This is a genomic window from Streptomyces sp. NPDC020983, assembly GCF_044333485.1.
Classification (GTDB): domain Bacteria; phylum Actinomycetota; class Actinomycetes; order Streptomycetales; family Streptomycetaceae; genus Actinacidiphila.
The window spans coordinates 74,905-100,681 of record NZ_JBIRRA010000002.1 but is presented as its reverse complement, the minus strand read 5'-3'; the positions used below and the strand labels follow the sequence as shown (position 1 = coordinate 100,681).

At 74.6% G+C, this 25,777-nt stretch carries 12 protein-coding genes; 7 read left to right on the top strand and 5 right to left on the bottom strand.

The window, feature by feature from the left end; all coding sequences use genetic code 11:
• Positions 1-101 precede the first annotated feature (101 nt).
• Positions 102-1,028 (bottom strand): LysR family transcriptional regulator, encoded by a 927-nt coding sequence (locus tag ACH4SE_RS03925; protein ID WP_398541687.1) that lies wholly within the window; start codon positions 1,026-1,028, stop codon positions 102-104.
• Positions 1,029-1,110: 82 nt separating this feature from the next.
• Between ACH4SE_RS03925 and ACH4SE_RS03920 the strand changes: the two genes are divergently transcribed.
• From ACH4SE_RS03920 to ACH4SE_RS03895, 6 genes are all read left to right on the top strand, one after another.
• On the top strand, positions 1,111-1,944 hold the full coding sequence (locus ACH4SE_RS03920) for an amino acid ABC transporter ATP-binding protein (RefSeq protein WP_398541686.1): 834 nt from the start codon (positions 1,111-1,113) through the stop codon (positions 1,942-1,944).
• Between the two features lie 122 nt (positions 1,945-2,066).
• Positions 2,067-3,032, top strand: coding sequence for a glutamate ABC transporter substrate-binding protein (locus ACH4SE_RS03915; protein WP_398541685.1), 966 nt, complete (start codon positions 2,067-2,069; stop codon positions 3,030-3,032).
• Between the two features lie 4 nt (positions 3,033-3,036).
• Positions 3,037-3,684: an amino acid ABC transporter permease gene (locus ACH4SE_RS03910; protein ID WP_398541684.1), complete on the top strand. Its 648-nt coding sequence runs from the start codon at positions 3,037-3,039 to the stop codon at positions 3,682-3,684.
• The gene (locus ACH4SE_RS03905) at positions 3,681-4,646 is read left to right on the top strand and encodes an amino acid ABC transporter permease (RefSeq protein ID WP_398541683.1); all 966 of its coding nucleotides are present in this window, start codon (positions 3,681-3,683) and stop codon (positions 4,644-4,646) included. Before ACH4SE_RS03910 ends, ACH4SE_RS03905 begins: the two co-directional genes overlap by 4 nt.
• A 160-nt stretch (positions 4,647-4,806) precedes the next feature.
• The gene (locus ACH4SE_RS03900; protein WP_398541682.1) at positions 4,807-5,559 is read left to right on the top strand and encodes a class II glutamine amidotransferase; all 753 of its coding nucleotides are present in this window, start codon (positions 4,807-4,809) and stop codon (positions 5,557-5,559) included.
• A 109-nt stretch (positions 5,560-5,668) separates the two neighbouring features.
• Entirely contained in the window at positions 5,669-6,313 is a 645-nt protein-coding gene (locus tag ACH4SE_RS03895) for a DNA-binding response regulator (protein ID WP_398541681.1), read from the top strand.
• Positions 6,314-6,387: 74 nt separating this feature from the next.
• Here ACH4SE_RS03895 and eccCa read toward each other — a convergent pair whose 3' ends face one another.
• From eccCa to ACH4SE_RS03875, 4 genes are all read right to left on the bottom strand, one after another.
• On the bottom strand, positions 6,388-10,419 hold the full coding sequence (gene eccCa / locus ACH4SE_RS03890) for a type VII secretion protein EccCa (protein WP_398541680.1): 4,032 nt from the start codon (positions 10,417-10,419) through the stop codon (positions 6,388-6,390).
• Positions 10,420-10,567: 148 nt separating this feature from the next.
• The gene (locus tag ACH4SE_RS03885; RefSeq protein ID WP_398541679.1) at positions 10,568-11,062 is read right to left on the bottom strand and encodes a YbaB/EbfC family nucleoid-associated protein; all 495 of its coding nucleotides are present in this window, start codon (positions 11,060-11,062) and stop codon (positions 10,568-10,570) included.
• 55 nt (positions 11,063-11,117) lie between these two features.
• Positions 11,118-11,894 carry a type VII secretion system-associated protein gene (locus ACH4SE_RS03880; RefSeq protein WP_398541678.1) on the bottom strand — a complete coding sequence of 259 codons (777 nt, stop codon included), beginning with the start codon at positions 11,892-11,894 and terminating at the stop codon, positions 11,118-11,120.
• On the bottom strand, positions 11,891-25,402 hold the full coding sequence (locus tag ACH4SE_RS03875; protein ID WP_398541677.1) for a lonely Cys domain-containing protein: 13,512 nt from the start codon (positions 25,400-25,402) through the stop codon (positions 11,891-11,893). The genes ACH4SE_RS03880 and ACH4SE_RS03875 overlap by 4 nt, the downstream gene beginning before the upstream one ends.
• Before the next feature lie 3 nt (positions 25,403-25,405).
• Between ACH4SE_RS03875 and ACH4SE_RS03870 the strand changes: the two genes are divergently transcribed.
• The coding region (locus ACH4SE_RS03870; protein WP_398541676.1) for a hypothetical protein at positions 25,406-25,777 on the top strand (372 nt) is incomplete at its 3' end.

Genomic DNA, 25,777 nt, shown 5'->3' with positions numbered 1-25,777 from the left:
CCGGCCGCCCGCCCTCCTCGCCACCAGCGTGGAGCCGCTGCCCGGCCGCTGCGCCGCTCTCCGCCCGGCGAGCACGCAGTAGCCGGGCGGGGCCGCGGCCGTCAGCCGGGACCCGGTGCGGACGGGAGGTCCTGCTGGGCGAGGCGGGCGGCGCGGCGGATCTCGGCGAGGACGGCGGCGATGGCCGGGACGGCCACCATGTCGGGCCACAGCAGCGCATAGGTGCGGCGCAGCGGCCAGTCCAGCAGCGGGCGGTAGACGAGGTCGTCGCAGAGGTGGATGCGCAGCGCCATCTCGTTCATGAGGCTGATGCCGAGGCCGGCGCTGACCAGGGCCTGGAGGGTGTGGGAGTCGTCGACGGTGGCGCTGATGCGCGGTTCGAAGCCGAGGTTGGTGCAGGCGGCCTCGAAGCGGTCCCGGTAGCTCTCCATCACCCAGTCGTGGTCGGCGAGTTCGGCCAGTGCGATCTCGGAGCGGCCGGCGAGGGGGTGGTCGTGGCGCATGACCACGCAGCGGCGGTCGGTCATGAGGGGCACCCGCAGCATCGTCGGTTCGCCCTCGGGGACGCCTTCGTTGGCCCAATTGCAGAGCAGGCCGAGGTCGGCGGCGCCGGAGCGGACGAGTTCGCGCGCCTGGACGGGCTCGGCCTGGGTGAGGGTGATGCGGACGTCGGGGTGGTGGTCGCGGAGGCGTCCGACGACCTCGGGCAGCAGGGACACGCAGCCGCTCTGGAAGGACACCATGCGGACCAGGCCGCCGCCGCGCGCGACCTGGGAGGCGATGTCCTGGTCGGCGGCCCGGAGCACCGAGAAGATGGCCTCGGCGTGCCGGGCCAGGGACTGCCCGGTCTGCGTGAGCCGTACGCCGCGGCCGGCCCGGGTGACCAGCGGGGCGCCCACCGTCTGCTGCAGGCGCCGCATCTGGTAGCTCACGGCCGGCTGCGTGTAGCCGAGTGACGCGGCGGCGGCCGTGTACGAGCCGGTGCGGGCGATCTCCGCCAGCACCTCCAGTTGCCGGATGTCCAACACCCTTGAACCATAAGGCGTTTCGATGCGTCGGCGAAAAAGTGCTCGTTGGACGCGGCACAGCCTTGTTCGATGGAATAGGGGCATGTCCACGGCCCGTCCCGAACCCCCGTCCGCAGGAGTTCCCGTGAGCACCTCCGCGAAGCCGGACACCGGCGCCGCCGCCCGGCCCGATCCGGCCCGGCCGCCGCTGGTGCGGATCACGGGGGTGAACAAGTCCTTCGGCACCCACCAGGTCCTGCACGACGTGGACCTCGACGTCGCGGCCGGCGAAGTGGTCGTGGTCATCGGCCCGTCCGGCTCCGGCAAGTCCACCCTGTGCCGGTGCGTGAACCGGCTGGAGACCGTCGACTCGGGCACGATCACGATCGACGGCGTCCCGCTGCCCGCCGAGGGCCGCGCGCTCGCCAGGCTCCGCGCCGACGCGGGCATGGTCTTCCAGTCCTTCAACCTCTTCGCGCACCTGACGGTCCTGGGCAACGTGACGCTCGCCCCGGTCAAGGTGCGGGGGCTGTCCCGCGCGGAGGCCGCGCGGCGGGGCCGGGAACTCCTGGACCGGGTCGGCCTGTCGGACAAGGCGGACGCGTATCCGGGGGAGTTGTCCGGCGGCCAGCAGCAGCGGGTCGCGATCGCGCGGGCGCTGGCCATGGACCCGAAGGTGCTGCTGTGCGACGAGCCGACGTCCGCGCTCGACCCGGAGATGATCCAGGAAGTGCTGGACGTGCTGGTGGAGTTGGCGGGCGAGGGAATGACGATGATGGTCGTCACCCACGAGATGGGCTTCGCCCGGAGGGCCGCCGACCGCGTCGTGTTCATGGACGCCGGCCGGATCCTGGAGACGTCCGCGCCGGCCGAGTTCTTCGCCGCCCCGCGGACGGAGCGGGCCGCCGACTTCCTGTCCAAGATCCTGCGGCACTGAGCCCCGGGCCCACCGGCCCCCGTCACCCCGGCACCGCCCGCCTCCCGTTCCGCCACCGCGGGCACCCAGCCGTTCCCCGCCGCCCTCCTTCCGTCCCCGCCCCGCACACGCCAGGAGTAACCATGTCCCGCTCCCGGACCGGCCGCAGCCCGGTCATCCGCACAGCCGCCCTGGTGGGCCTCGCCGCCGCCACGACGTTCGCCCTGACCAGTTGCTCCAGCGGGTCGTCGGGCTCCACGGTGCCCGGCGCCCCCGCCGCCCACCCCTCCGCGGCCGCCGCGGGCTCCGCGACCGTCGACCAGCTGGTCGCGGCCGAGGCGCCCGCGGCCGCGTCGCTGATGCCGAGCGGCTCGACCGCCGCGAAGATCAAGGCCAAGGGCACCCTCACGGTCGGCGGCACCCAGACCGCCGCCCTGTTCTCCCTGCTGAACCCGACCACCGGCAAGGTCGACGGCTTCGACGCGGCCATGTCCCGGCTGCTGGCGAAGTACATCATCGGCAAGGACTCGACCAAGCTGACCAACGTCACCGCCAAGACACGGGAGGCGCTGCTCCGGAACCACTCCGTGGACGCGGTCTTCGCCACGTACACCATCACGCCCGAGCGCGCGAAGGTCGTCGCCTTCGCGGGGCCGTACTACCAGGACGGCCTCGCGATCGAGGTGAAGAAGAAGACGACCGGCATCAGTTCGCTGAAGGACCTGGCGGGCAGGACGGTGGTCACCGAATCCGGGTCCACGGCGGCCACGGCCGTCAAGCAGGCCGCACCCTCGGCGAAGGTGCAGCTGTTCGACACCAACATCGAGTGCCTGCAGGCCCTGCAGCAGGGCCGGGCGGACGCCTACGTCCTCGACCAGGGCATCCTCGCGGGCAACGCCTCCTCCAACCCGGACGTCAAGGTCCTGGCGGGAACGTTCAGCGCCGAGCCGTACGGCATCGGACTGCCGCTGGACGACCCGGACTTCAAGGCGTTCGTCAACGGGTGGCTGAAGCAGATCGAGTCCGACGGCACCTGGGCGAAGGTGTGGCAGGCCACCGTCGGCACCCAGGTGCCCGGCCCGGTCCCGGCCCCGCCCGCCGTCAGCTGATCCGATGGACGTCGTCACCTCCCATCTCGGCGTGTTCGGCAACGGGCTGCTGGTCTCGGTGGAGCTGAGCGCGAGCACCTTCGTCCTCGCCGGACTGCTCGGCCTGCTGCTGGCCTGCTGCCGGATCAGCCCGGTCGTGCCGCTGCGCGTCTTCGGCCGGCTCTACGTCGCCGTGCTGCGCAGCGTGCCGCTGCTGGTCCTGCTGACCCTGTTCGTGTTCGGGCTGCCCGAAATCGGCCTGGTCTACTCGCTGTTCTGGACCGCGGTGACCGCGATGGGCCTGTACTGGGCGGCGTTCTTCTGCGAGGTGATCAGGTCGGGCGTCCGGGCCGTGCCGCGCGGCCAGATCGAGGCCGGCCGGGCGCTCGGCCTGACCTTCGGGCAGCTCCTGCGGCTGGTGGTGCTGCCGCAGGCGCTCCGCACGGTGATCCAGCCGCTGGCCTCGCTGCTGATCGCGGTCACCCTCAACTCCTCGCTCGCGGCGGCCGTCGGCGTCACGCAGGAGCTGACCGGGCAGACCGAGCTGCTGGACCAGCAGTACGCCCAGCCGCTGGTCACCTTCGGTGCGGCGGCGCTGTGCTACGTGGCGATGACCCTGGTCATCGGCCAGTTCGCGGGCTGGCTGGACCGCAGGCTGGCGGTGCTGCGGTGACGGCCAACGGCACCACCGAGACCCCCGTGCCGGAGCTCCCGGACGTGCCCGGCGGGGAGGGCACCGCCGACGCGGCGCCCGGGCCCGCGGGACCGGCCGCGCCGGCCGGCGGCCTCTGGGCCCGGCTGGCCGCCCGCGCCGAGGACGAGGGGTCCCTGTTCGACCCGCCGGGACCGCGGGGCCGGGTCCGGATCAGGATCGCCACCGGGGTGTCGCTGCTGGTCCTGGCGCTGCTCGTGGCGGCGGCCGTGCGCCGGTTCGCCGACCACGACCAGCTCGACGCCGCCAAGTGGCGGCTCTTCGTCCAGGCCCCGGTGCTGCGCTACCTCCTCACCGGGCTGTGGGCCACCGTCCGCGTCACGCTCGTCAGCGCCGCGCTGGCGCTGCCGCTCGGTGCCCTCCTGGCGCTCGCCCGGCTGTCGCGCACCCGCTTCCTGCGGTGGCCGGCCTCGGTGTACGTCGAGGTGATGCGGTCCGTACCGCTGCTGCTGCTGATCTACGCCTTCCTGCTCGGCCTGCCGAGCACGGGGGTCCGGATGGCGCTGTTCTGGCAGCTGGTCTGGCCGATCGTGCTGACCAACGCGGCCGTGTTCGCCGAGATCTTCCGGGCCGGGGTGCGCGCGCTGCCCCGGGGCCAGACCGAGGCGGCGTACGCCCTCGGGCTGCGCTACTGGCCGGCCATGCGCTCGGTCGTGCTGCCCCAGGCGATCCGCCAGACCGCGCCGTCCCTGGTCAGCCAGCTGGTGCGGCTGCTCAAGGACAGCACCCTCGGATACGTCGTGAGCTTCCTCGAACTGCTCAACTCCGCGAAGGTGCTGGGCGAGTACAACCACACCGTCATCCAGGGCTACCTGGTCGTCGGGCTCGTCTACGTCCTGATCAACAGCGCACTGGCCGGAACCGCCGGACTCCTCGAACGGCGGCTCGGCCGCCCGGCGCGGCGCCGGGCCGCCGCGGGCTGAGCCGACCGCTCGGCAAGCCACCGGCCCGGCCACCACAGCCGCGGTCCGGCGGGACCGCTCCCACTTCTTCCCCCGTGGAGGTGAGGGCGCCCGCCGGACCGCTCCCTCCGCACGCCCGCCCGACCGGGCGAGTCCTCCGTAAAAGAATCGAGTTGTCCGTATGTGTCGCCTCCTGGGTGTCGTCGCCCGTGAGTCCCTTCCCCTGGGCGAGCTGCTCGCCGGGGAGCTCGATCCCTTCCTCGCGCTGGCGTGCGAGCACGCCGACGGCTGGGGTGTCGCGTCCGTCACCCCGGAGCGCACCCTCTCGACCGTCAAGGAGCCGGCGCGCGCCGACGAGAGCCCGGAGTTCCGGCGGGTGGTGCGCGAACTGACCACCGACAGCGCCCTGGTGCACATCCGCATGGCGAGCCCGCGGCTGCCGGTCGTACTCGGGAACACCCACCCGTTCGGGGACGAGCGCGCCGCCTTCGCCCACAACGGCGACTTCACCCCCGTCGACTGCCTCGACGTGATGATCGGCGAGGAGGCGCTGGCCACCGCCGAGGGCGACACCGACAGCGAGCGCTTCTCCCTCGGCGTCCGGCTGCGCATGGACGCCGGGATAGAGCCGCACAAGGCGATCATGTCCACCGCGGCCGACATACGGTCGCTGGCGACGAGTTCCGCCAGCCTCAACTGCATGCTGCTCACCCCGGACGCGCTCTACGCCTACACCGCGCACGACCCGCACTCCGAGGTCATGACCCGCCGCGGCCCCGGCTTCTTCTCGCTCAACTACCGCGTCGCCACGGACGCGGTGGTGGTCGCCTCCACCGGGTGGCCGCAGGACCCGCAGGTATGGACGGCCCTTCCCGAGGGCCACGTCCTGGAAGTCCGCCGCGACAGCCTGAGCGCGGTGGTGCACGCCGGCTGAGCCGGGCCGTTGACGCCCAGGGCCCCGCCGGACGCCGGCGAGGGGTCAGGGGCGTCCGGATTCCCGGACCCCGGTCCACCGGGAGATCACCGCGAGCCGCAGGAGCCCTATGTCACACATACCGCACGTCGCCGTGTTCGAGCACCACAGCCTCATGCGCCGGGGCCTGGAGAGCCTGCTGTCGAGCAGTCCCCTCTGCCATCTCACCGCGGTCGTCGCGGAGCCCGGCGGGCCGGGCTCCGCCGGCCTGCGCGTCGACGCCGTCGTCTACGGGCCGCCGGACAACCAGCTGCGGGGCCTGGCCCAGGGTGTCCGCCGCCTCGCCGCCCACGGCCGTGTGCTGGTCGTCTCGGACTTCGGCGGCAGCGAGTCGGTGACGGACGTCCTGCGCGCGGGCGCGTACGGCTGCGTCAGCAGGCAGGCCGACGACGACGAGCTGCTGCGCGCCGTCGTGACGGTGGCGCGTGCGGGTGTCCACGTCGACGCCCGTCTCGCCCCGCGGCTCCACACCGAGCTGCGGCAGTCGTCCGCGGCGCCCGTGTCGGCGCTGGCCCGCCGCGAGTCGGAGACCCTGCGCTGGATCGCGGCGGGACTGACGCACGGCCAGATCGCCCGCCGGATGAACCTGACCGAGGCCACGGTCAGCACGTACGTCAAACGCATCCGGAGCAAACTCAACGTGGGCAACAAGGCGGATCTGACCCGCAAGGCCATCGAATTAGGCCTGCTCCAGGAGGAGCCGCGGCCGAAGTAGCACGCCGGGACAGCTGTGCGCCGGGTCCCCCGCCGTCAGGCCGGCGGGGGACCCGGTGTCGTCGGGGGCGCGCCTCAGCCTTCCGTGGCGTCGTCCGTCAGGGCGAGCTGGACCAGGGCCTTGGGGGCCGAGCGGCGGACGAGGATGCCGCGGCCCGGGGGCAGCAGCCGGGCCCGCTGGTCGCCGAGGACGGCGCCTTCGCGGGGGTCGCCGGAGAGCACCAGGCCGTCCGTGCCGAGCTCCTGGAGCCGGCCGAGGACGGGTTCGGAGATCTGGCGGCGGGCGGTGCCGCCGACCCGGCGTGCGACGACCATGTGGAAGCCCAGTTCGCGGGCCTGCGGCAGGTAGTCCACGAGCGGCGCCAGCGGCGACTGCCGCCCCGACGACACCAGGTCGAAGTCGTCGACGACGACGTACAGTTCGGGCCCCTGCCACCAGCTGCGGTCGCGCAGCTGCGCGACGGTGACGTCGGGCGGCGGCAGCCGCTCGGCGAGCTTGTCCGCGACGGCCTGGGCGAACGAGGCGGCCGCGGCGGCGTCGCCCGCGTAGGCGCCCAGGTACTCCGGCGGGACCAGGCCGAGCAGGCCGCGGCGGAAGTCGAACAGGATGAAGCGGACCTCGAAGGAGGTGTGCCGGGCCATCGCCCCGGTGATCCAGGTGCGCAGGAACTCCGTCTTGCCCGCGCCGGAGTCGCCGAAGACCACGAAGTGCGGGTCGTTGCCGGCGAGGTCGAGGTAGACCGGGTTCAGGTCGTGCTCGGCGATGCCGATGGGCACACCGGGCGGTTCCTGCGCGGGCAGGTCGAGTTCGGCGGCGGCCAGCCGCTCCGGCAGCATCCGGACCGCCGGGGCCGCGGCGCCCTCCCAGCCGTCGGCGAGCTTGGCCAGCACGTCGGCCTGGGCGTCGGCGAGGGCGTCGATGTCGGGGCGGCCGTCCAGCCGGGGCAGCGCCACCTGGAACTGGATGCCGGGCGGGGCCAGGCCGCGGCCGGGCGGCACGGCGCCGAACGCCCGGGCGATCCGCCGGTCGACCTCCGACTCGCCGGGGTCGTTGAGCCGCAGCTCCAGCCGGCCGTTGACGGCGTCGCGCAGCACGGTGCGGACGTCGCCCCACCGGTTGGCGGTGAGGACGAGGTGGACGCCGACGCCGAGGCCCCGGTTGGCGAGGTCGAGCACCGCTGCCTCGATGTCCTCCATCTCGTTCCTCGCCGCGGCCCAGTTGTCGATGACGAGGAAGAGGTCGGCGGTACGCATCCGCTGCGGCAGGGCGCCGGCGGCCCGGCGGCGCCGGAACTCGCTGGCCGAGTCGATGCCCATCCCCCGGAACTGGAGCTCGCGTTCGGCGATCACCTGGCGGGCCTCGGCCAGGATGCGCCGGGCCTGCGCCAGGTCGTGCCGGCCGGCGACCGCGCTGACGTGCGGCGCCTGCTCGAACGGCAGCAGCGAGCCGCCGCCGAAGTCCAGGCAGGCGAACTGCGCCTCGTCCGGGGTGTGGGTGAGCATCGCCGACAGCATCAGGGTGCGCAGCAGCGTGCTCTTGCCCGACTGCGGCGCGCCGATCACCATCAGGTTGCCGGACTGCGCGAAGTCGGCGACCAGCGGCTGCTGGACCTGCTGGGACGGGAAATCCGACACGCCGATGGGGAAGCGCAGTTCGCCGCGCTGCGTCCACCAGTCGGCGGTCAGGCCGCGCCCGGGGCGGACCGTGGCCGGGCCGGTGAGGTCGTCCAGCGGCAGCGCGGGCGGCAGCGGCGGCAGCCACACCTGGTGGGCGGTCTGGCCGTTGGCCCGCAGCCGCTCCACGATGACCTGCATCTCGGTGGGCCCGCCGATCGCGGGCCGGGGCTCCGCCGGCTCCGCGTACCGCGCCGGCTCGTCGCCCGGGACGGGCGGCACGCGCAGGCCGAAGACGACCGGTGCGGCCACGCCCGGCTCGCCGCTCGCCGTCCTGGCGGCGGGCTGGTGCGGGCCGGAGACGTGGGCGACGCGGAAGCGCTCGTACACCGCGTCGGTGACCTTGAGGTAGGCCGAGCCGGGGATCGACGGCAGCTGGTAGGCGTCCGGGGTGCCGATGACGACCCGGGACTCGGCGGCGGAGAAGGTCCGCAGGCAGATGCGGTACGAGAGGTTGGCGTCCAGGCCGCGCAGCCGGCCCTCCTCCAGGCGCTGCGTGGCCAGCAGCAGGTGCATGCCCAGCGACCGGCCGACGCGGCCGATCTGGACGAACAGCTCAATGAACTCCGGGCGGCTGGTGAGCAGTTCGCCGAACTCGTCGACGATGACCAGCAGGTACGGCAGCGGCGGCAGCGGGCTGCCGTCGGGCGCCGTGCGGCCGGCGGCGCGGTGCAGCTGGTACTCGTGGATGTTGTCGATGTTGCCGGCGTCCCGCAGGACCCGCTGGCGGCGCTGCTGCTCGCCCACGAGGGCGTCCCGCACCCGGTCCACGAGCGCCAGGTCGTCCATGAGGTTCGTGATCATGCCGGCGGCGTGCGGGAGTTCGGACAGCCCGGCGAAGGTGGCGCCGCCCTTGAAGTCGACCAGCACGAAGCTCAGCAGCTCCGGCGAGTGGGTCGCCGCCAGGCCGGTGACGAGGGTGCGCAGCAGCTCGCTCTTGCCGGAGCCGGTGGCGCCGACGACGAGGCCGTGCGGGCCCATGCCGCCCCGCGCGGCCTCCTTCAGGTCGAGCACCAGCGGCTGCCCGTTGCCGTCGAAGCCGAGCGGCATGCGCAGCACCGCGTCGTCGTCGGCAGCGACCCACAGCGATTCGGGGTCAAAGTCGTCCAGGTCGCCGATGCCCAGCATGCTCGGCAGCGACGTCACCTGCGCCAGGACCTCCTCGCCCTCCACGGACAGCCGCAGCGGGGCCAGTTCGCGGGCGATCGCCTCGCACAGCACGACCTCGGGCCACTCGGCGAGCACGTCGGTGACCTCCGGCCGCGCCTGCCCGCCGCGTTCGGTCGCGCGTACGTCCAGGGCGAGCCGGCCGGTGTCGTCGACGCGCACCCGCACGTCGGCCCGACTGGGCTCGTCCTGCTCCCTGTTGACGACGCACAGCACCGTGATGCCGCTCTCCGGCCCTGCGGCCGCGAGGAGTTCCGCGGCGGTCTGCGAGCGGGCCCAGCCGGCGCGGGGGTCGTAGCCGTCCAGGACGACGACGAGCCGGCGCCGGGTGTCCTGCGCGTCGCGGTCCATGTAGCCGCGCCGCATCGGGGGCTGCTCGGCGAACCGGTCCAGCACGTCCCGCAGATGGTCGGCGACCGAGTCGAACTCCTCGGCGACCAGCGGGACGACGCCCGCCTGGCCGGTGGCCTCCGGCTCGTGCGTGTGCGGCAGCCACTTGGTCCACCCCCACGTGTCCGCGTCGCCGACGACCACCAGGCCCACGTCGTCGGGCGCGTGCAGCACCGCGATCTGGCAGACCACGGCCCGCGCGACACCGCCGGCCACCTCGGTCGGGCCGAGCACGCTGACCACCCCGCCCCGGGACATGTCCACGGTGGCGGGCTGGCTGCCGACGGTCGACATCGTCGCGATCACCCGGTCCGCGGCGGACTTGGCCCGCGGGTCGTACTCCACCGTGGGGTCGTTGCGGGTGGCCATCCGGATCGGGGTGGCCAGTGGCGCGGTGCCGACACCGACGCACACGCTGAGGAAGTCCGCGTCGGTGACCCGGCGCTCCCACACCCGGCGGCGGCGGGTCGCGATGGCCCAGAGCCGGTACGGCGACGGGTACGCCCATGCGGCCACCACCCGCTGGCTCTCGGCGACCTCGCGGGCGGCGCGGCGCACCTCCACCAGGTGGGCGAGGTAGCGGTCGCGGGCCCGCAGCTTGTCGCGGCGGGCGCTGCGGCGCAGTTGGAGGCGGATGGCGACCGTGGTGCCGATGGAGACGACCACGAAGCAGATGCCGAGCAGGATGAGCAGCTTGCGGCCGCCGGCCATCAGGTAGCCGGCCATGCTGAAGCTGGTCATCAGCGGCATGAGCAGCATGAGCCAGTTGTTGGCGTCCCGGCCGACTGGCTGCGGCGGCGCCGCGAGGACCACGGGCTCCGTGGGCAGTTGCGGCGGCAGGACCCGGGCGGGGCGGTGGAAGATGATCCGGGACATCAGCGATTCTCGTCCGTCGCGGCGGCCGTGGGAGCGCGGGGGTGCGACTCCCGCCGACCATGGAGCGGTCCAACGGTAGAAGGGGGCGGCCTTCGCCGGGTAGCCCCCTGTTCCGGCGCCCGGGGTGTTCCCGATCGGGGACACCGGTTCAGCGCTGGTTGTCGCGGCCCTTCCCGCTCCTTCCGCCGCCCGGCCCCGCGTTCCCGTCCGGCACCCCCTGCATGCCCGGCGGGAAGGGCAGTTGCGGCAGGCGGCTGCCGGGCCGGCGGGAGGGGAACATCGGCTCGACGCGGCCGCGGGGCGCCGGGGCGGCGTGCAGCTGGTCGACGATGTCGGCGAGGCCGCCGGTCAGCGCGTCCAGCCGCTCGGCGCGCTGCGCCGCCATGGCCTCGTTGGCGGCGTCCACCGCCGCCATGACCATCTCGGACAGGGTGCGCGGGTCCTGCGGGTCGATCACCGAGGGGTCGATGTCCAGCGCGACGAGGCGCCCCTGCCCGGACACCGTCGCCCGCACCAGGCCGCCGCCGCCGTGGCCGGTGGCCTCCAGCGCGCCCAGCGCGGACTGCGCGTCCGTGACGCCGTCCCGTATCCGGTCGGCGGTGCGGGCCAGGGCGGCGAAGTGGTCGGCAAGGTTCTCGGACAAGGGTCTCTCCTCGGTCGGGTGGCGCTGTGTGCCGCTACGGGGTCCCGCGCCGGGTTCACGGTACGGCGGCGGTCTCCGCGTCCTCCGCGGCCGCCTCGGCCAGCGCCGCGCGCAGTTCGGCGGTCTCGACGGTCATGCTCACCGTGCCGGTGGGGTTCAGGTACACCACGTGGCCCTCGGGCAACCGGTCCAGGAGCTCGCCGAGTTCCAGCGTCTCGAAGGACAGGCGGCCGGCCTGCTCCAGGTGGCGGGGCGCGGTGAAGACGGGGACGACGGGCGTCAGGTGGTCGGGCGCCACCGCGGTCGCCAGGCCGCCGCCGGGCGCGCGGAAGACGGCCACCTGGGTGCGGGCGAGCGCCCAGGGCACGTCCTCGGACGGGCCCCAGCCGGTCACCGCCCGCTGGACCGCGGCGTCCACCGGGTCCGCGGGCTCCGGCCAGCCCAGCGAGGCGGGCGAGGGCAGGTACTCCGGGTTGGCCCGCCACTCGGCGACCTCGCCCGCCTCGTCCGACCGCCACGAGCCGAGCCGCGCCCAGTCCGGCGGGTCCTCCTCCCCCTCCTCCGACCAGGCCGGGTCCACCATGGGGAGCCATGTGCCGGGGGCCAGCCGGGCGGCCTCCCGGACGTGGTCCGGCACGGCGGGCAGCTCCGGGTCCCCGGCGGCGTCGCCGTCCCCGTACGCGGGCGGCCCGGACCGCCCGGCCGGGCCCGGACGCCGCCCGCCGCCGGCCGGACCACCCCCCGGCCCGTTCGCCTGAGGCGGTGCGCCCTCGGTCGTACTCATCTCCACCGGCCTTTCTCCTGCCGCCGCCCGGGGGCGCGCGTCGGTCATGCGATGCCCCCTTCCGACGGGCACATCTCGATCGGCGCCATCCGGCCCACGGTGACGTGGACCCGGTGGCGCAGCGTGTCGGCCACCGTGCGGGAGAGCACCATCGCCAGCGCGAACCGGCTGGGGTCCTCCATGGTGAGCTCCAGCCCGACCTGGGACGGTTCCAGCCCCTCCGCCGCCCAGCGTGCCGCGATCGCCGCGGCCACGCGCGCCCCGAGCCCGGCGGCGTACGCCTCCCCCGCGGCCGGGTCGGCCTGCGCGAGCGCCGTCTGCACCGACTCCAGCTCGGCGGCGGACAGTTCGCCCTGCTCCCCGTCGAGCGCGAAGCGGAAGGGGGTGCGGAGCGGTGTGATCGACAGCCTCCGTGTCGGCGACGACACCGCGGCCTGCGCGACGGGCACGGGCTCGACCGCAGCCGTCTGCCGTGCCGGTTGCGCGGCCGACCCGGCGGCCTCGGCCGAATCGGCCGACTCGCCGCTCCGGTCGCCCCCTTCAGCCCGCGCCGCCCCGGCGGGCGCGACCTGCTGGGATGGCCGCGCGGCCGTCTCGACGCTTTCCGCCACCTCCGCCTGGGCGGCGGCCCGTCGGGGCGGCGCCGGCTTGCCCGACGCGATCCGCGCGGCCGACCCGGCGGCCTCGGCCGAATCGGCCGACTCGACGCTGCCGTCGACCCCTTCGGACGGTATCGATTCTGCCGCCCCGCGCAACTGCTCCGCCGCTGCGGCGCTCTCGGCCGCTTCGTCATGCGGGAACGCCGGTTCGGGCCGCGCTTCCGCAACGGCCGCGGCATCCAGGTCCGCTTGTGCGGAGTCCGCCGCCCCGGGCCGCCCGGGCGCCGCCTGGACCGCGGCCGGCGCCCGCTCGGCCGGTGCGCGGCCCGCCGGGACAGCGTCGAGGTTCAGGCCCGCGAGGGCCGGGCGGGTGGGCGCGGGCTCTGCTGCCGCCCGGGGTGGGGCAGCGGCGGCCGTCCGCCCGGCGTCCGGGCCGGCGGAGGGCCGGGCCTGCGGCCGGGACGGTGCTTCCGCGCGGTGGCGGCTGCGCCCGCGCTCCGGCTCCGGCTCCGGCTCGCGGAGGAACTGGCCGCCCGCGAACTCCTGGGCGCCGGCGTGCTCCTGGTCCTCCGTTTCGCTCCCACTGTCCTCCTCCCACAGGATGTGCCCGGACTCGCCGAGCGACTCTGCGGGGTCGAGGCCGCTGTGGTGGAAGTCCCCCTCCCCTTGTCCGTAGTCGGCCGGGATGACCGGGGGATCGACCGGGACGGCGGCTCGGTTCCGACTGCCGGCCGGCGGCTCGGTGAAGACCTGGATGGCGCCGCCGGCCCTGGCGTGCCGGAGCATCGCCTCCAACGGCCGCTGGTCGGCCGGTATCTCGTGACCGTACTGGGACACGTAGGCGTTGAGCATCGGTTCGAGGACGCGCCAGGACAGCGGCCCCGGAGACGGGTCGAGGGCGAGCCGCCGGCTTTCCAGCGCGCCGAATCCCTCCAGGATCTCGCCCAGCCACTGGTCATATTCGGGAGTGGTGTCGACGGTGTAGTCGAAGGCTTGGCGCAGGGCCCGTATCCACCGCAGCGCCCACATCGGGCGATGGGCCACCTCGGCGGGCAGGCCGGCGCGGTCCGCGAGGGCGGTGAGCCGCTCGGCGCCCGGTTCGGGCGCGAACACCAGCCAGCGGTACCGGGGCGCGTCGGGGTTGTCGAACTTGATGAGGAGCTGCGGCTGGTTCCGATGCGGGGCTCTCGGCCCGGTCTGGGCGTCGCTGGTGACGACCAGGCGGTTGTCGTTGTTGGCCCGGCTCTGTGGGATCGGGACGTGCACCAGCCGGTCCGCGCCCCGGGGCAGCTGGCCGATGTCGCAGTACAGCAGGTATTCCGGCCAGTCCGCGGGCAGTCGTTGAAGGCTCCGGCTGCGCTGGCCCAACCGTTCGATGACGTCTGGGCGGACGATTTGGGACCGGCCGATGCTGCGGCGCGGCAGTGAGCCGTACCCGTCGATGCCGTGGCCGAACTCCACGTACGCCCGCTCCAACGGGAACGGCAGCGGCAGCGGCCGGCCCATCCGGCGCGGCATGCCGGGGATGTGCTCATCGGCATCGACGTACTGGGTCGCCTCGGACACCTGCCACAGGGCCGCGGCCCGGGCCGCCATGTCCCTGGAGTCGAAGTACGCCCGCCCGATCAACCCCATGCCGTCCGCGGTCGGCAGCGTGTAGGAGATGACGTCGCTTTCCGGGAACTGCACCTCGCCCTGCGCTCCCCTGCCCCGCAGGTAGATGTCGGGGGTGTTCCTCGCCAGCCCCGGGTCGCTGGGAATCCACCGCGCCCGCGGGCCGCCCGCCGACGTGCGGAGCACGACGGCACGGGCGCCCGAACCGTCGGGGAGTGCGCGGAACATCACGTCCCCGTAGGTGGACCAGGCGCGCACGCCCAGCGTGTCGGCGGTGACCCGCGCAGGCTCGCCGCGATCGGAGCCCAGGCCCGAGGACAGCAGGGACACCTCCGCACCGGGCGGCCGGAGCGGGTCGAGGGCGAGCAGGGCCGCGAGGACCTCGGGCTCCACCTCCATGCCGAGCACCACGGGTCTGTGCAGGTCGTCGGACACGCCGGTGCGCACCGAGTAGAAGGCCTGGAGTCCCCACAAGGGTTCTTCGTCGCCCTGCGACTCGATGGCGACCGGGCTTGTGGCCAGCGTCCAGTTGGTCCTCCCGCTGAAGTTGCGCCCGAGGAAGGTGCCCTGCGTGTCGCGGATCTCGGTGGTCTGATCGAGGGCGCCGCCCGCGTGGGCCAGCCACGACGCGCGGATCTCATGGATGGTGCGGGCCCTGCCGACGGCTTCGGCCCTCTCCACTGCGTACAGGACGGCCGTCTGCTGGCTCCCGTCCAGTGCCGCACGCGAGCCGACCCCCGTCACCCAGCGGGTGAACGCGTTCAGGTCGACTGTTCCGGCCCGGCCCTCACCCCCGGCCACGACGCGTTCGAGGACGCGCAGAGCCTCGACGCGTGCGTTGTAGTCGGATTCGTACACCACGTCCGGCCCGAAGGTGCGGACCAGTTCCGCATCGGTCTCTTCGGGCGCCACTGCCGGGGCAGCGGCGTCATCCGGGGCACCGCCGGGCAGCCGGAGCCGCAGCCGCAGCCCCAGGCGCTGCCCCACCCGCGCCGCGAACTCCCGCGTCGCGCTGTCCACCCTGCCCCGCGCGAGCAGACGGTCGGCCGCCGCACGTACCCCGCCGTCCTGGACATCCTGCCCGGGACCAAACGCCGCACTCCGCGCGAGCAGACGATCGGCGACCTCGCGCACCGCTTCCCGGAACTCCCGTCCCGCATAACGGAAGTCCGCCAGCTGCGGGTGCAGTTCGAGCGGCAGCAACAGCCCCACCGCCGTGCCCCAGGCGTCCGACACCGCCTCCGGTGAAGCACCGCCCGGCATGGCGGCCGCATCACTCCGGAAGTCCGCCGATGCCTGGCGCCACAGCCGCCAGGCGGCCCGCGCGGCAGCCGCCCGGACCTCAGGCGCCGGCTCGTCCGACGCCTCCAGCGCCGCCCGCGCCCCCTCCAGCGACAACCCGTCCGCCAGGTCCTCGGCCGTCAGCTCCGCCGCGATGGCGGCACGCTCGGCAGGACTGCCGACCACGCCCGACACCGCCCCGACCGGCGCCGGACGATCCGCGCGCCGCGCCTCCAGCCGCCGCAGTCGCGTGTCCGCCGTGACGTACGAGCCCGCCGCTGCATCCCTGCGCGCGGCTGCCGCCGCCAGCGAATCCGCGTCGGCCCTGGCACCGGCGTGTTCCCCCAGATCCGTCTCCGCCCGCACGGCCCGCAGGTACTCCCCGCGGGCGTCCGCGGCGGCCTCCGCGGCTTGGACGAAGTCCACGTCCAGCGCGCCCGCGTCCTCGACAGGAACGGCCTGGGTCTCGACAGGAGCGGTCGCGCCCTCGACAGGAGCGGCCGGGGCCTTGCCCTTGTCGGGCCTTATCTGTTCGGCCTCGGCCCGCTCCCCATGTGCCGGCGGCACGGCCTGCGCCCGGGGCGACGGTTCCGTACGGGGCTGGAGCCGCTCGCGCCCCGGTTGGGCCTGCGGCTGGGGGTACAGGGCGAGCAGTTCGCCGACCAGGCGGTCGGCGTCGTCGCGCGGCAGCATTCCGACGAGGCCGTCCGGTACGTCGACGGTGAGCTGGCGGCCGGGCCGGTGGAGCGGCGTCATGACGAGCTTCACGTAGAAGCGGTAGTACCGGTAGTCCCGGGTGCTCTCGCGGTTGCTCTCGTCGGTCTGGGCCTGGCCCGCGGCGTCCTTGGCGCCGCGGAAGGAGCCGCGCTCGTACGGCGTCACGCGGCCCAGGAACGTATCCAGGCCGGTCCCGCCGCCGCCCTCCGGGCCGGCGCCGGCGTACCAGCCCCGGTCGTGCTCGGACTCCGCCTTCCGCTCCGCGTCCTGCTGCCCGTAGTGCCGCGCCTTGTGGCGGACCTCCTCCGTGGACGGGGCGAACTCGGCGGCCCTGGAGAGCTCGAAGCCCACCATGACCTTGCGGGGGCCGACCTTCACCACATGGCGGTGGCCGAGGAGTTCGAGGATGCTCGGCCGGAGCTTCGTGTGGCTGGTGTCGTGCAGGTAGTCCCGCCCGGCCTTGGTGGTGATGTCGATGCCCGGCACCTCCCACGGCGCGGCCAGGCCGAGGCGGGCTTCGCGGACGGCGTCGAGAGCGGCGACCTTGACCCACCGCTGCACCGCGGCGGCCGCCGCCACGCCCCAGGGGTGGAAGGCTTCGCGCAGCTCCTCGCTGAGGGCGGCGGGCGCCGGTACGGCGGCGCGCCACCGCGGCGACTGCCCGTAGGCGCGTACGAAGGCCGGGCCGGGCTTGGCGGTCGTCCCCTCCACCATGGGCACGGTGAGGTAGCTCGGGACGAGCACCCGCATACGGCCGGGGACCAGCCGGTCGGCGCCGTCGTCGTACCGCACCCAGGGCCGCAGGGTCGCCAGGAACATGTCGTAGTCGTCGCGCCGGTCGAAGATCCTGGCGACCGCGCCGGCACCGACGTCGAGGAGCCGCCCCGGCGCGGTGACGAGAGAGGCGGACGCGGGCAGTGCCGGGGCGGTGCCCAGCTCGATCTGGAGGGCGACGTCGTGCTGGAACTCCTCGCTGCCGCCCTTGGTGTTGGCGCGGTAGATGAAGACGTCCTTCCGCGCGCCGTCCACCCCCCGGCCGCGGACGTCGGACCAGCCGGCGGCGACGTCGAAGCCGCCGTTGCCGTGGCTGCTGCCGTCGGTGACGTGGACGCCGCCGTGGCCGGACGCGATGACGCCGAAGTCGAGCACCCGGCGGGACTTCGCCCCCTCCTTGCGGTCGCCGGCCGACTCGCCCCGCAGGGTCAGGTCGACCTCGGGGCGGGCCCGGTGGGCGTCGGCCGCGTCGACCCTGGCGAACCTGACGTTGACGATCTGGTCCCAGCCGGCGCCGCCGATGCCCTCGACCCTGATCGCGAACCAGAGGCCGAGGTCGAGCAGGGCGGGCCCGCTCAGCATCAGCGCGCTGGACCGGAAGATCGCGCGCAGCGCGCGTGACAGGGGGTCGAGCGCGTCCACCACCGTGCCGTCGGCGGTGGCGCGCCGCGGCAGCTGGCCCTGGTCGAGCAGCCGCTGCCGGATGGCGCCGAGTACGTCCGCGTCGAGCCGTTCGATGAACATGGCGCTGGTGGGGATCTGCCCGCCGGCGTAGACCCGCAGCGGCGCCGGGCTCGCCTGCTCCTGCTCCTGCCCCTGCTCCGCCCGCTCCGCCGGCTCCTCCTGGGCCGGGAGCACGTCCTCCGCCAGCCGCTCGGAGACGAGGAGGCTCATGCCGTCCTCCACGCGCACGTACGAGGTGTCGGTCTCCACCCTCTTGCCCTTGTGGCGGACCATGACGACGGTGAAGACCGGGTGGGCCCCGAGCCGCGCCTTCCCGCCGTTGTAGGTGGCACGGCTGTTCTCGCCGAAGCCGTCTGACGACCCGTGGGAGGACTCCCACTCGGTCTCGTACTGGCCGTGGAAGAGGAACGCGAACCGGCCGCCCGGTGCGCGGGTGGGCTCGCCGGTGTCGGCGTGGCTGTCCGTGGCCTCCACGTCGCCGCCCTGGTCGGAGCCGAACCGGGCCTGCGGGCCGACGTCGGCGCGCAGGCCGAACCCGACCCCGGTGTGCCGCTCGCGGGCGCGCCGGCGGGCGAACTGGGCCAGCTGCTCGATCTCCGCCTCGGTCGCCTCGCCCGGCAGGCGCCGCGGGTCGTAGGCGCCGAGGTGGAGCACCATGGTGGTCTTCCACCCGTCGTGCTCGGGCAGCTCGACCTCACGGCCCAGGCCGTCCGTCAAGTGGTCGGCCCAGAGGGTGAGTTCGTTGGGTCCCGTGGCGTTGACGATCTCCCGGGGCATCCTCTCGAAGTCGTCGGCGGAGACCGTGTCGAGGCCGTGGACCCGCGCGTAGCCGCGGGCCGCGGCCCTCGCGAGCTCCGGCATGGTCTGGAAGAACGGGTAGAGGCCCGTGGTGGCGTTCGCCAGGTCGAGGGTCGGCCCGGCGGGCGGCTCGGCGAGGACGGTGGTCCGTCCGGCCGCGACGACCTCCGCCATGGTCGGCGGGACCTCCGGCACGTACTCGTCCGGTACGGAGACCTGCGCGACGAGGCTGTTGTCGCGGGAGACGAACCAGGTCTCGGCGCGGCCCTCGCCGCTCAGCGGCCGCAGGGTCAGCTCGTAGACGACGTTGTACACATGCTCGTGCGTGTCGCCGGCTGTCTCGGTGCGGCGGTAGCCCTTCGCGACGCTCTCAAGGGTGTCCTTGCGGCCGCGTCCGTACCGGGCGAGGAGCCGGAGGGCACCGGCCTGGAGCCGCACGATCGAGCCGATGGCCACCCGCACTCCGCCGCCCGCGCCGCCCTTGACCTCCCACTTGCTGCCGCGCCCGGCGGCCACGCCCTCGCCCTTCGCGGCACGGACGTTGATCTTCGCCTGGTGGAACCGGTGGTCCAGGTGGTCCGTGAGGTGGGCTCGCACGCCTATCTCGTAGCGGCGGCCCTGGTGCGAAACCTCTTCCTTGAAGCCGCCCATCGCCGTGCCGAACCTGCCCTCCAGGGCGGGCCTTCCGACGTACGTCGCGAGCTCGGTGTCCGTGGCGAAGCGGCCGCGGACGGGGGCGCGCCGCCCGGTCAGCCCCGTGAACAGGCGGGTCAGCGGGCCGTGCGACGGGGCCGACAACTCCTCCAGGCGGGCCCGGAAGTGGTCCTCGACCAGCTCGGCGCCCGGCAGCGCCACGCTCGTCTGGAAGCCGAGGCCCTTGCGGGCGGCCAGCCACAGCGGCTCCTTCGGGTGCGGAGTGCGCAGCGCGTCCAGGCTCGCCGGGCGGCGGTGCACGCGCGCCGGGGGGACCTTCGCGGCGGCCAGCAGCGCCCGCACGTGCGGCTGCGCCTCGACCGGCGCCGGCCACCGCTCCTCGGTCCCGCCGCCGGTGACGGCCGCGGCGTCCGCCCCGGCCACCGCCCGGCTCACGTACGGCGTGCGGACGCCGCCGAGCACCCGGCGCTCGAAGTCCGCGGCGCCCGCGCCGTCGAGCCACGGCACCGCGAGCTCCGCCTCGACCACCGAGTCCAGGGTGTCCATCCGGCCGTGGCTCCCCAGGACCCAGTCCCGGGTGATCCTCAGCCGGACGCGGTACCGCGCCTGGACCTCCGTGGTGTTGACGACCGCGTGGACGAGCCCCTGCGAGTCGAGCCGCCCGCTCCAGTCCCGCCCGAAGGACGCGGTCGCGCCGACCAGCGGCGCCAGGCCCTTCACCCGGTGCGCCGATTCCAGCGCCGGGTCGACCAGGCCGGTCATGTTGAAGCCGCCGACGAGGGAGAGCCCGCTCTCGCCGCCCTCGCCAGAGACCGCCGTGTACCCGGCCCCCCGGTCCTCACGGACCTCCGCGTCGGACATGACCCGGAGGAACTGGGCGCTCTCCACCACCATCCGCCCGCGCAGGTGGCCGCGGAACGGCTTGAGGCCCTTCAGGCCGCGTCGGACCCGGATCTTGGAGCTCACGTCGCCGCTGGAGAGCCACCAGCGCGCGCGGTTGAGCACGGACTCCTCGTTGAGGCCCGGCTGCGACCCCTCGACGACCCGCAGTGCCTTCTCGGCCCGGAGGCCGAGGGTGCGCCGCAGGTAGCGCTGGTCGCCGGCCAGCATCGGGGTGACGTCGACCGCGTGGAGCACCTCCCCGGCCCGCCGGAAGCGCTGGTGGGGCAGGGACCGCACGTTGCGCGGGGCCGGGTCGGCCAGCGCCGGATCGGGCTCGGTGGACCTGGACAGCTGGCTGGGGAACCGCACGGTCAGCCCCCTGTCCGCCACGGGGGGCCGTGACGCGTCGGCGGGGCGCTGCTCCTCGCCGTCCACGAAGACCCGTATCCGCAGTCCCGAGGTGAAGCTGTTGGTGTCCTTGACGAGCAGCTTCCGCCCGCCGATCACGGTGTGGTGGCCGCCGGTCTGCTTCACGCCGCCGGACGACACCGCGACCTGCGGCACGCCGATGACAGCCGCCGACGCCGCGGCGGACGCCACGTTGATGGCCGTGGAGAGGAGGAAGTCGGCGGTGTGGTTCACCGCGCGGGACGTGAGGTGGTCGGCGGATGTGGAGTTGAACGACACGTGGTAGCGGCGCACCGGATCGTCCTGGCCCTGCGGCAGGGCGACGGCCGAACCGCCGTCCAGCACCGGGCGCAGCCATACGAGTCGGCCGTCCGCCGTCAGCAGCCGTCCGTGGAGCAGGATCTCCTGCCACGCCCCGGCCCCGCGCTCCAGCAGCAGTTCGCGTACGCCGCCGCGCACCGCGCCCCGCACGGCCGCGGAGACGTCCGCGTCGAACGCGAGCCGGTCCACCACCTCGGCCGCGGCGGTGGCGGCCTGGTCCGCGGTCCACCGCGGAGCGTCCAGGACCTCGCCCGCGCCGAGCATGCCGTGCCGCGCGAACCAGGGGATGCCGCCGGCCGGGTCCTGCTGTACCGCCGCGGGCACGTCGCCCTCGGCGGAGGGCGGGGTGACCGTGATCAGGGGCGGCGCGGGCACGGTCAGGGGCTCGCCCGGCTCCGTCGTGCCTGGCCGTACGGCCTCGGTCCGGGGCCGCCGCTCGTCCGGGAGCGCCTGCGCGTCCTCGGGCGCGGCGGCCTGGGCGGTCGGCTGGGGGGCCGAGGTGAACGCCGAGGAGGTGACGGGCGCCGCGGCAGACGCGGAGGCCGGCGTGGTGCGCGGGCTCCAGCGGATGGGCTCCGGGAGCGTCTGGACCCAGCCGCTCTGCTGACCCCCGTGCCCGGCAAGGCTCATGACGAGCACGGTCTCGTTGACGTCCGGGAGGTGGACCAGTCGCAGCGGCTGGTCCGCCGCCAGTACGGCCCTGCCGAGGGTGGCGCGGGAGACGAGCTGGTCGGCCAGGGCGTCGAGACTGCCGCTGAGGCCCACGGGCAGCAGATACGACTTCCCCGAGGCCATTCTGTACAGGTGCTCGTCCCGGGTGAGGAGTTCGGCGATCTCGTCGGGCGGCACCCGGCGCGTGGCGGGTCCGCCGGCCCAGCTCGGCCAGGGCATGTCGATGTGACCGTCGAGGCCGTCGGCCACCAGCAGGTACGCCTGGTCCCGCGCGGCCGCCCGCCCGCCCTGTGCCTTCCAGGGGGTCGGCCACGCGCGGGAGCCCACGGCCGAGCCCGGGGCCGCCAGCCGGAAGGTGTCGGTGACGAGGGTGCCCTCGACGGGGCGCCCGGTCCAGTTGCGTCCGGTCACGGCGCCCGTGGCCGACGACAGCAAGGTCTTCGGCCCCAGCGCTCCGTGGACTTCCAGATCATGTGCGGCGAGCGCGGCCGGACTGTAGGTGTCCCGGCCCACCGCCGCCGCCGTCATCGCCGTCCGGAACAGACCGGCGCGCACCCGGTCGGTGTCCGGATTGGCGCCGGGGGGCAGATGCAGCACCTTCATCGCCAGCGCGGGCGCGTTCTGAACGTTCTCGACGCTCTCCACCGCCTTGACGGCGGCCCACAGCACGTGTGACCGGTTCGCCCTCGTGACCGGCGCGTTCACGGCCAGGCCCAGCACCTCGCGGACGGTCCTGTCCGGGTCTCCCCGCTCGATGAGCTCTCGTGCCCGGTCCACGGAGGGCATCGGGGCGAAGCCGTCCAGCGCGGGCAGGCGGGAGCCGCCCGGCAGGGCCGCCGCCGCGAGCAGTGTGGCGCGTATCGCGTCCTGCCCGAGCGGGGCGGGGCGGACGCCGGGCGTGTGCGTGATCCCCTGGTGCCCCCGGACGACCCGGTCCACCAGGTCGAGGGTGAGCTCACCGTGGTGCGCGAGCCCCGGGTGACGGCCCCGCATGGTCTCCAGCGTCCCCATGCCGCGCAGCAGTTCGCGGTAGGGATCGGCGGGGTCGTGCCGGTTGTCCTCGACGGAGGGGCCGAACAGCGCGCGGAGCGCCCGCACCAGGCGCAGTGTGGTGTCGATGGTCTGCTGGGGCACCTGACCGGGGCCGTCGTGCAGGCCCGCGACCCGGGCGAGGTCCGCCAGTTCGGCGTCCGAGGGCCGGTGCCGGACCTCACGCCAGCCAGCGGTCTTACCGAGCAGGTCGCTGACCATGCCGTGCCCGTGCGTCCCGTCCGACCGCGTGAAGCCGAGATGGACAGTGGGCGCCGCGAACACGGTTCGCCAGTTCTCGTCGGCGGCCTCCTCAGCGGCTGACAGCGTCGACAGCGGGTCCGCCACGAACGGCGGACGGGCGTCAGGCGCGTTGACCCATCTCGGCAGGCCCGGCGCCGCCGCCCCCCAACATTCCAGCAGCACAATGGGGACGGCCGGGTCGAGCTTGCGCAGGCTGGGCCGCCGCCGCAGGAAACGGCCGAACTGACGGCCTGTCACTTCCTGTGCCCTCGGGTTGCCACGGACGTTGACCAGGGTGGCACCCGGACGGCCGTGCACGTAGACGAAGTACGCCACGCCGCCCCGAACCGGCATCGGGTGGGGACCGTCGTAGTCCGCCTGGACAGGATCGGCGGCGTACCAGTCCGCCAGCTGGGTGGAGACGTCGAAGTAGCGTTCCCTCCTGGCCAGATCCGCATCCGAGAACAGGGCGCGGCCCTTTTGGACACCGTTCGGCGCCATGGCGACGCTCACGATGTCGCGGTCGGGCACCCGCACGCCCGCGATGGTCTCCACGACCGCGTCCCCGGCGTCCGCGTCCGGGGTCCCGAGGTCGCCCGGACGGCTGGGAATCCACTGGCCCAGCGGGATTCCGCCGTCCCGGTCGCCCTTCACCGCGATCCGGTACAGCACACCGCCGTCCCCGGGGGCGTCCAGCGCCGGTACTCCGCTGTGCGCCCACACGGTCCTGCCGGCTCCGGCGGCCAGGACACGCGGCAGGTCGAGCCCCATGGACCCGGCCTTCGGGGCGACGAGCAGGATCGGGACGTCCTTGCCCAGAGCCGCCAGCCGTTCGTCCATGGCCAGCAGTTCGACCAGGTCCTCCGCCGTCACCCAGTGGGGCGGCCCGCTCGTACCGGCTACGAGGACCCCCCGGTCGTCGCCACCGTCCGCCACCACCACATACGGCGGCGGGGCGGCGGGGTCGGTGGCCCAGGGCGGGGTGACCTGGCGGGTGACGGTGCCGGCGGTCTCGTCGTACGTCGCCGTGTCGATGCCGGTGAGCGGGACGCCCATCCAGTTGCGGGTCGGCGAGGCGCCGGCGAGGGCCGTGAAGGTCGACTCCGACAGCAGGCCGTGGCCGAGCAGACGGACGGCGCGGAGCCTGGCGACACTGCGCGCCTGGCCGAGCGCGACCGCCCGGTCCACCAGCGCGTACAGGGCTTCGCGGTCGGCGGCGGTGACCGTGGCGCCGGCGGGCAGGCTCAGGACGTGGCGGGCCAGGGGGTCCGGGTCGAAGCGGCCCGCCGCGAACCGCGGGTCCTGGCGGCGCAGGACGTCCAGCCGCGCCACGGCGGCCGCGTGGGGCGCCTCGGCGATCCCGATCACCGCCTGCCGCCGCCGGTCCCGCGCGGGACCGGCGGCGCCTGCGTGGCCGAGCTCCCTGCCGGCGGAGCGCTCGTCGAAGTCGAAGTCGAAGGCGGCGAGCAGGTCCTCGGACGGCGTGTCCACCTGGAGGTTTTGGAGCGCGCGGGCGAGTTCGTCGTAGAGCGCGTCCGCCGCGGCCTTCGCCCGCAGACCGCCGACCTCGGACGCGCGCTGCCCGCCCCGGTCGCCGAGCGCGAGGAGCGGGCCGTTGCCGTGGCCGACCACGCTGACCCGCGGGAGGGCGATCTTCGCGAGGTTGGCCAGCATGCCGGCCTTCGCCACCTGCCCGGCGAGTTCCCTGATCCGCTCCAGCGGCTCGGGGCCCACCTCGTGCCCTCCCGCGGGGAAGGCGACCGCGGTCCGCGCGGGCAGCGGCGCGAGCATGGCGGGCGGGGCGCTCTCCGACCGATCCGGGGCCGTGGCCTCGGCCGGGGTCAGGGTCCCGGTCCCGGTCGCGGACGCGGACGCCACGTGCTGCGGCCCGGCGGTCAGCAGCCGTTCGTCCTGGGCGGGCAGCACCGGCCATCCGGCGACGTCACTGCCGTTGTAGTGGTTCACGCCGTTGTAGTGGACCTCTATACGGTGGGCGGCGTCGTCCGGCCCCACGGTGGTGATCCCGCCGTGCCCGGTGCGGACCACGTCGGCCCGCACCCCGAAGGCGTGCGCGAGCAGCGGCAGGAACGCCTCGCCGACCGGACTGTCCCAGCTGCCCGCCCAGTTGGCGACAGCCTCGGCCACGGCCGCCGACTCACCGCGGTCCAGCGGGGCCGTGCTGCCCACGTAGGCGGTGCTGAGCACCGTGCGCAGCTGGTCCGTGGTCAGTTCCGCCACCGGCGGCAGCAGGCCGCGCTGGGCGAGGCGGTCGAACAGGTCGCGCGTGCCCAGGCCCTCGGCTTCTGCCTGCGCTTCTGCCTGCGCCTCGGCCTGCGCTTCTGCGGCGGGTCGCTCGCCGCTCCCGATCAGCTCGGCGGCCCGCGCGTCCTGGTACCGCGTCCTGAGGTCGGACTCCAGCCCCAGGCCATCGAAGCTGGTGGGCGTGGTCACGCCGTGGTGGGCGAGGTGCGCCAGCAGATCGGCCCGCGCCATCCCGGCGACACGAGCGCCGAAGTCGGGCGTCAGCGCCCCGCGCAGCTGCTGGAGGATCTGCGGTGGCAGCGCGCCCGCATGCTCGCCGAGGTAGCTCGCCGCCCGGCCGCGCATGGCGTCGATCACCACTCGGGAGTGGCCGGCGCCCGGCAGCACGCGGGTCTCCGAGTACGCCGCCGCGAGCCCGCCCAGCTCCGCCCGCACCGCGTGCGGATCGCCCAGCCAGGCGTACGCCTGGGGGTGGCTCTCGTTCAGGCCGGGAAGCCGGTCCCGGATGTACAGGGGGTCGCTGGCGACGAAGGAGTACAGCAGGCACTCCCCGGTGCCCGGCACCGGTACGCTGCGGCCGATGACACGCGGCGGTTCCGTGATGAGATTGGGGTCCACGACATGGGTCCCCGCTGCGGTGTCGGCAGACGTCACGGCCAGAGGACCAGCCGTACCGACAGCGGTCGAGGCGGCTGGCACAGTGCGCGACTCCGCGACCAGCTCAGCCTGCCGGGACTCCGCCACCACGACGACCGGCACCTCGGCCGGGTCGACCCGCTCGGCAACCACAGCGGCCGGGTCAGCCTGCGGGGAATCCGCCCCCACGGCACCCGGCACCGGGCGCGACTCCACCACCGGCTCAGACACCACCACAGGCCCCGACACCGCAGCCGGGTCAGCCTGCCGGGACTCCGCCACCACGACGACCGGCACCTCGGCCGGGTCGACCCGCTCGGCAACCACAGCGGCCGGGTCAGCCTGCGGGGAATCCGC

Excerpts from the sequence above, each read along its gene's own strand:
- ACH4SE_RS03910 (WP_398541684.1), top strand. The coding sequence starts at position 3,037 with ATGGACGTCGTCACCTCCCATCTCGGCGTGTTCGGCAACGGGCTGCTG.
- ACH4SE_RS03920 (WP_398541686.1), top strand. The coding sequence starts at position 1,111 with ATGTCCACGGCCCGTCCCGAACCCCCGTCCGCAGGAGTTCCCGTGAGC.
- ACH4SE_RS03895 (WP_398541681.1), top strand. The coding sequence starts at position 5,669 with ATGTCACACATACCGCACGTCGCCGTGTTCGAGCACCACAGCCTCATG.
- ACH4SE_RS03915 (WP_398541685.1), top strand. The coding sequence starts at position 2,067 with ATGTCCCGCTCCCGGACCGGCCGCAGCCCGGTCATCCGCACAGCCGCC.
- ACH4SE_RS03880 (WP_398541678.1), bottom strand. The coding sequence starts at position 11,894 with ATGACCGACGCGCGCCCCCGGGCGGCGGCAGGAGAAAGGCCGGTGGAG.
- ACH4SE_RS03900 (WP_398541682.1), top strand. The coding sequence starts at position 4,807 with ATGTGTCGCCTCCTGGGTGTCGTCGCCCGTGAGTCCCTTCCCCTGGGC.
- eccCa (WP_398541680.1), bottom strand. The coding sequence starts at position 10,419 with ATGTCCCGGATCATCTTCCACCGCCCCGCCCGGGTCCTGCCGCCGCAA.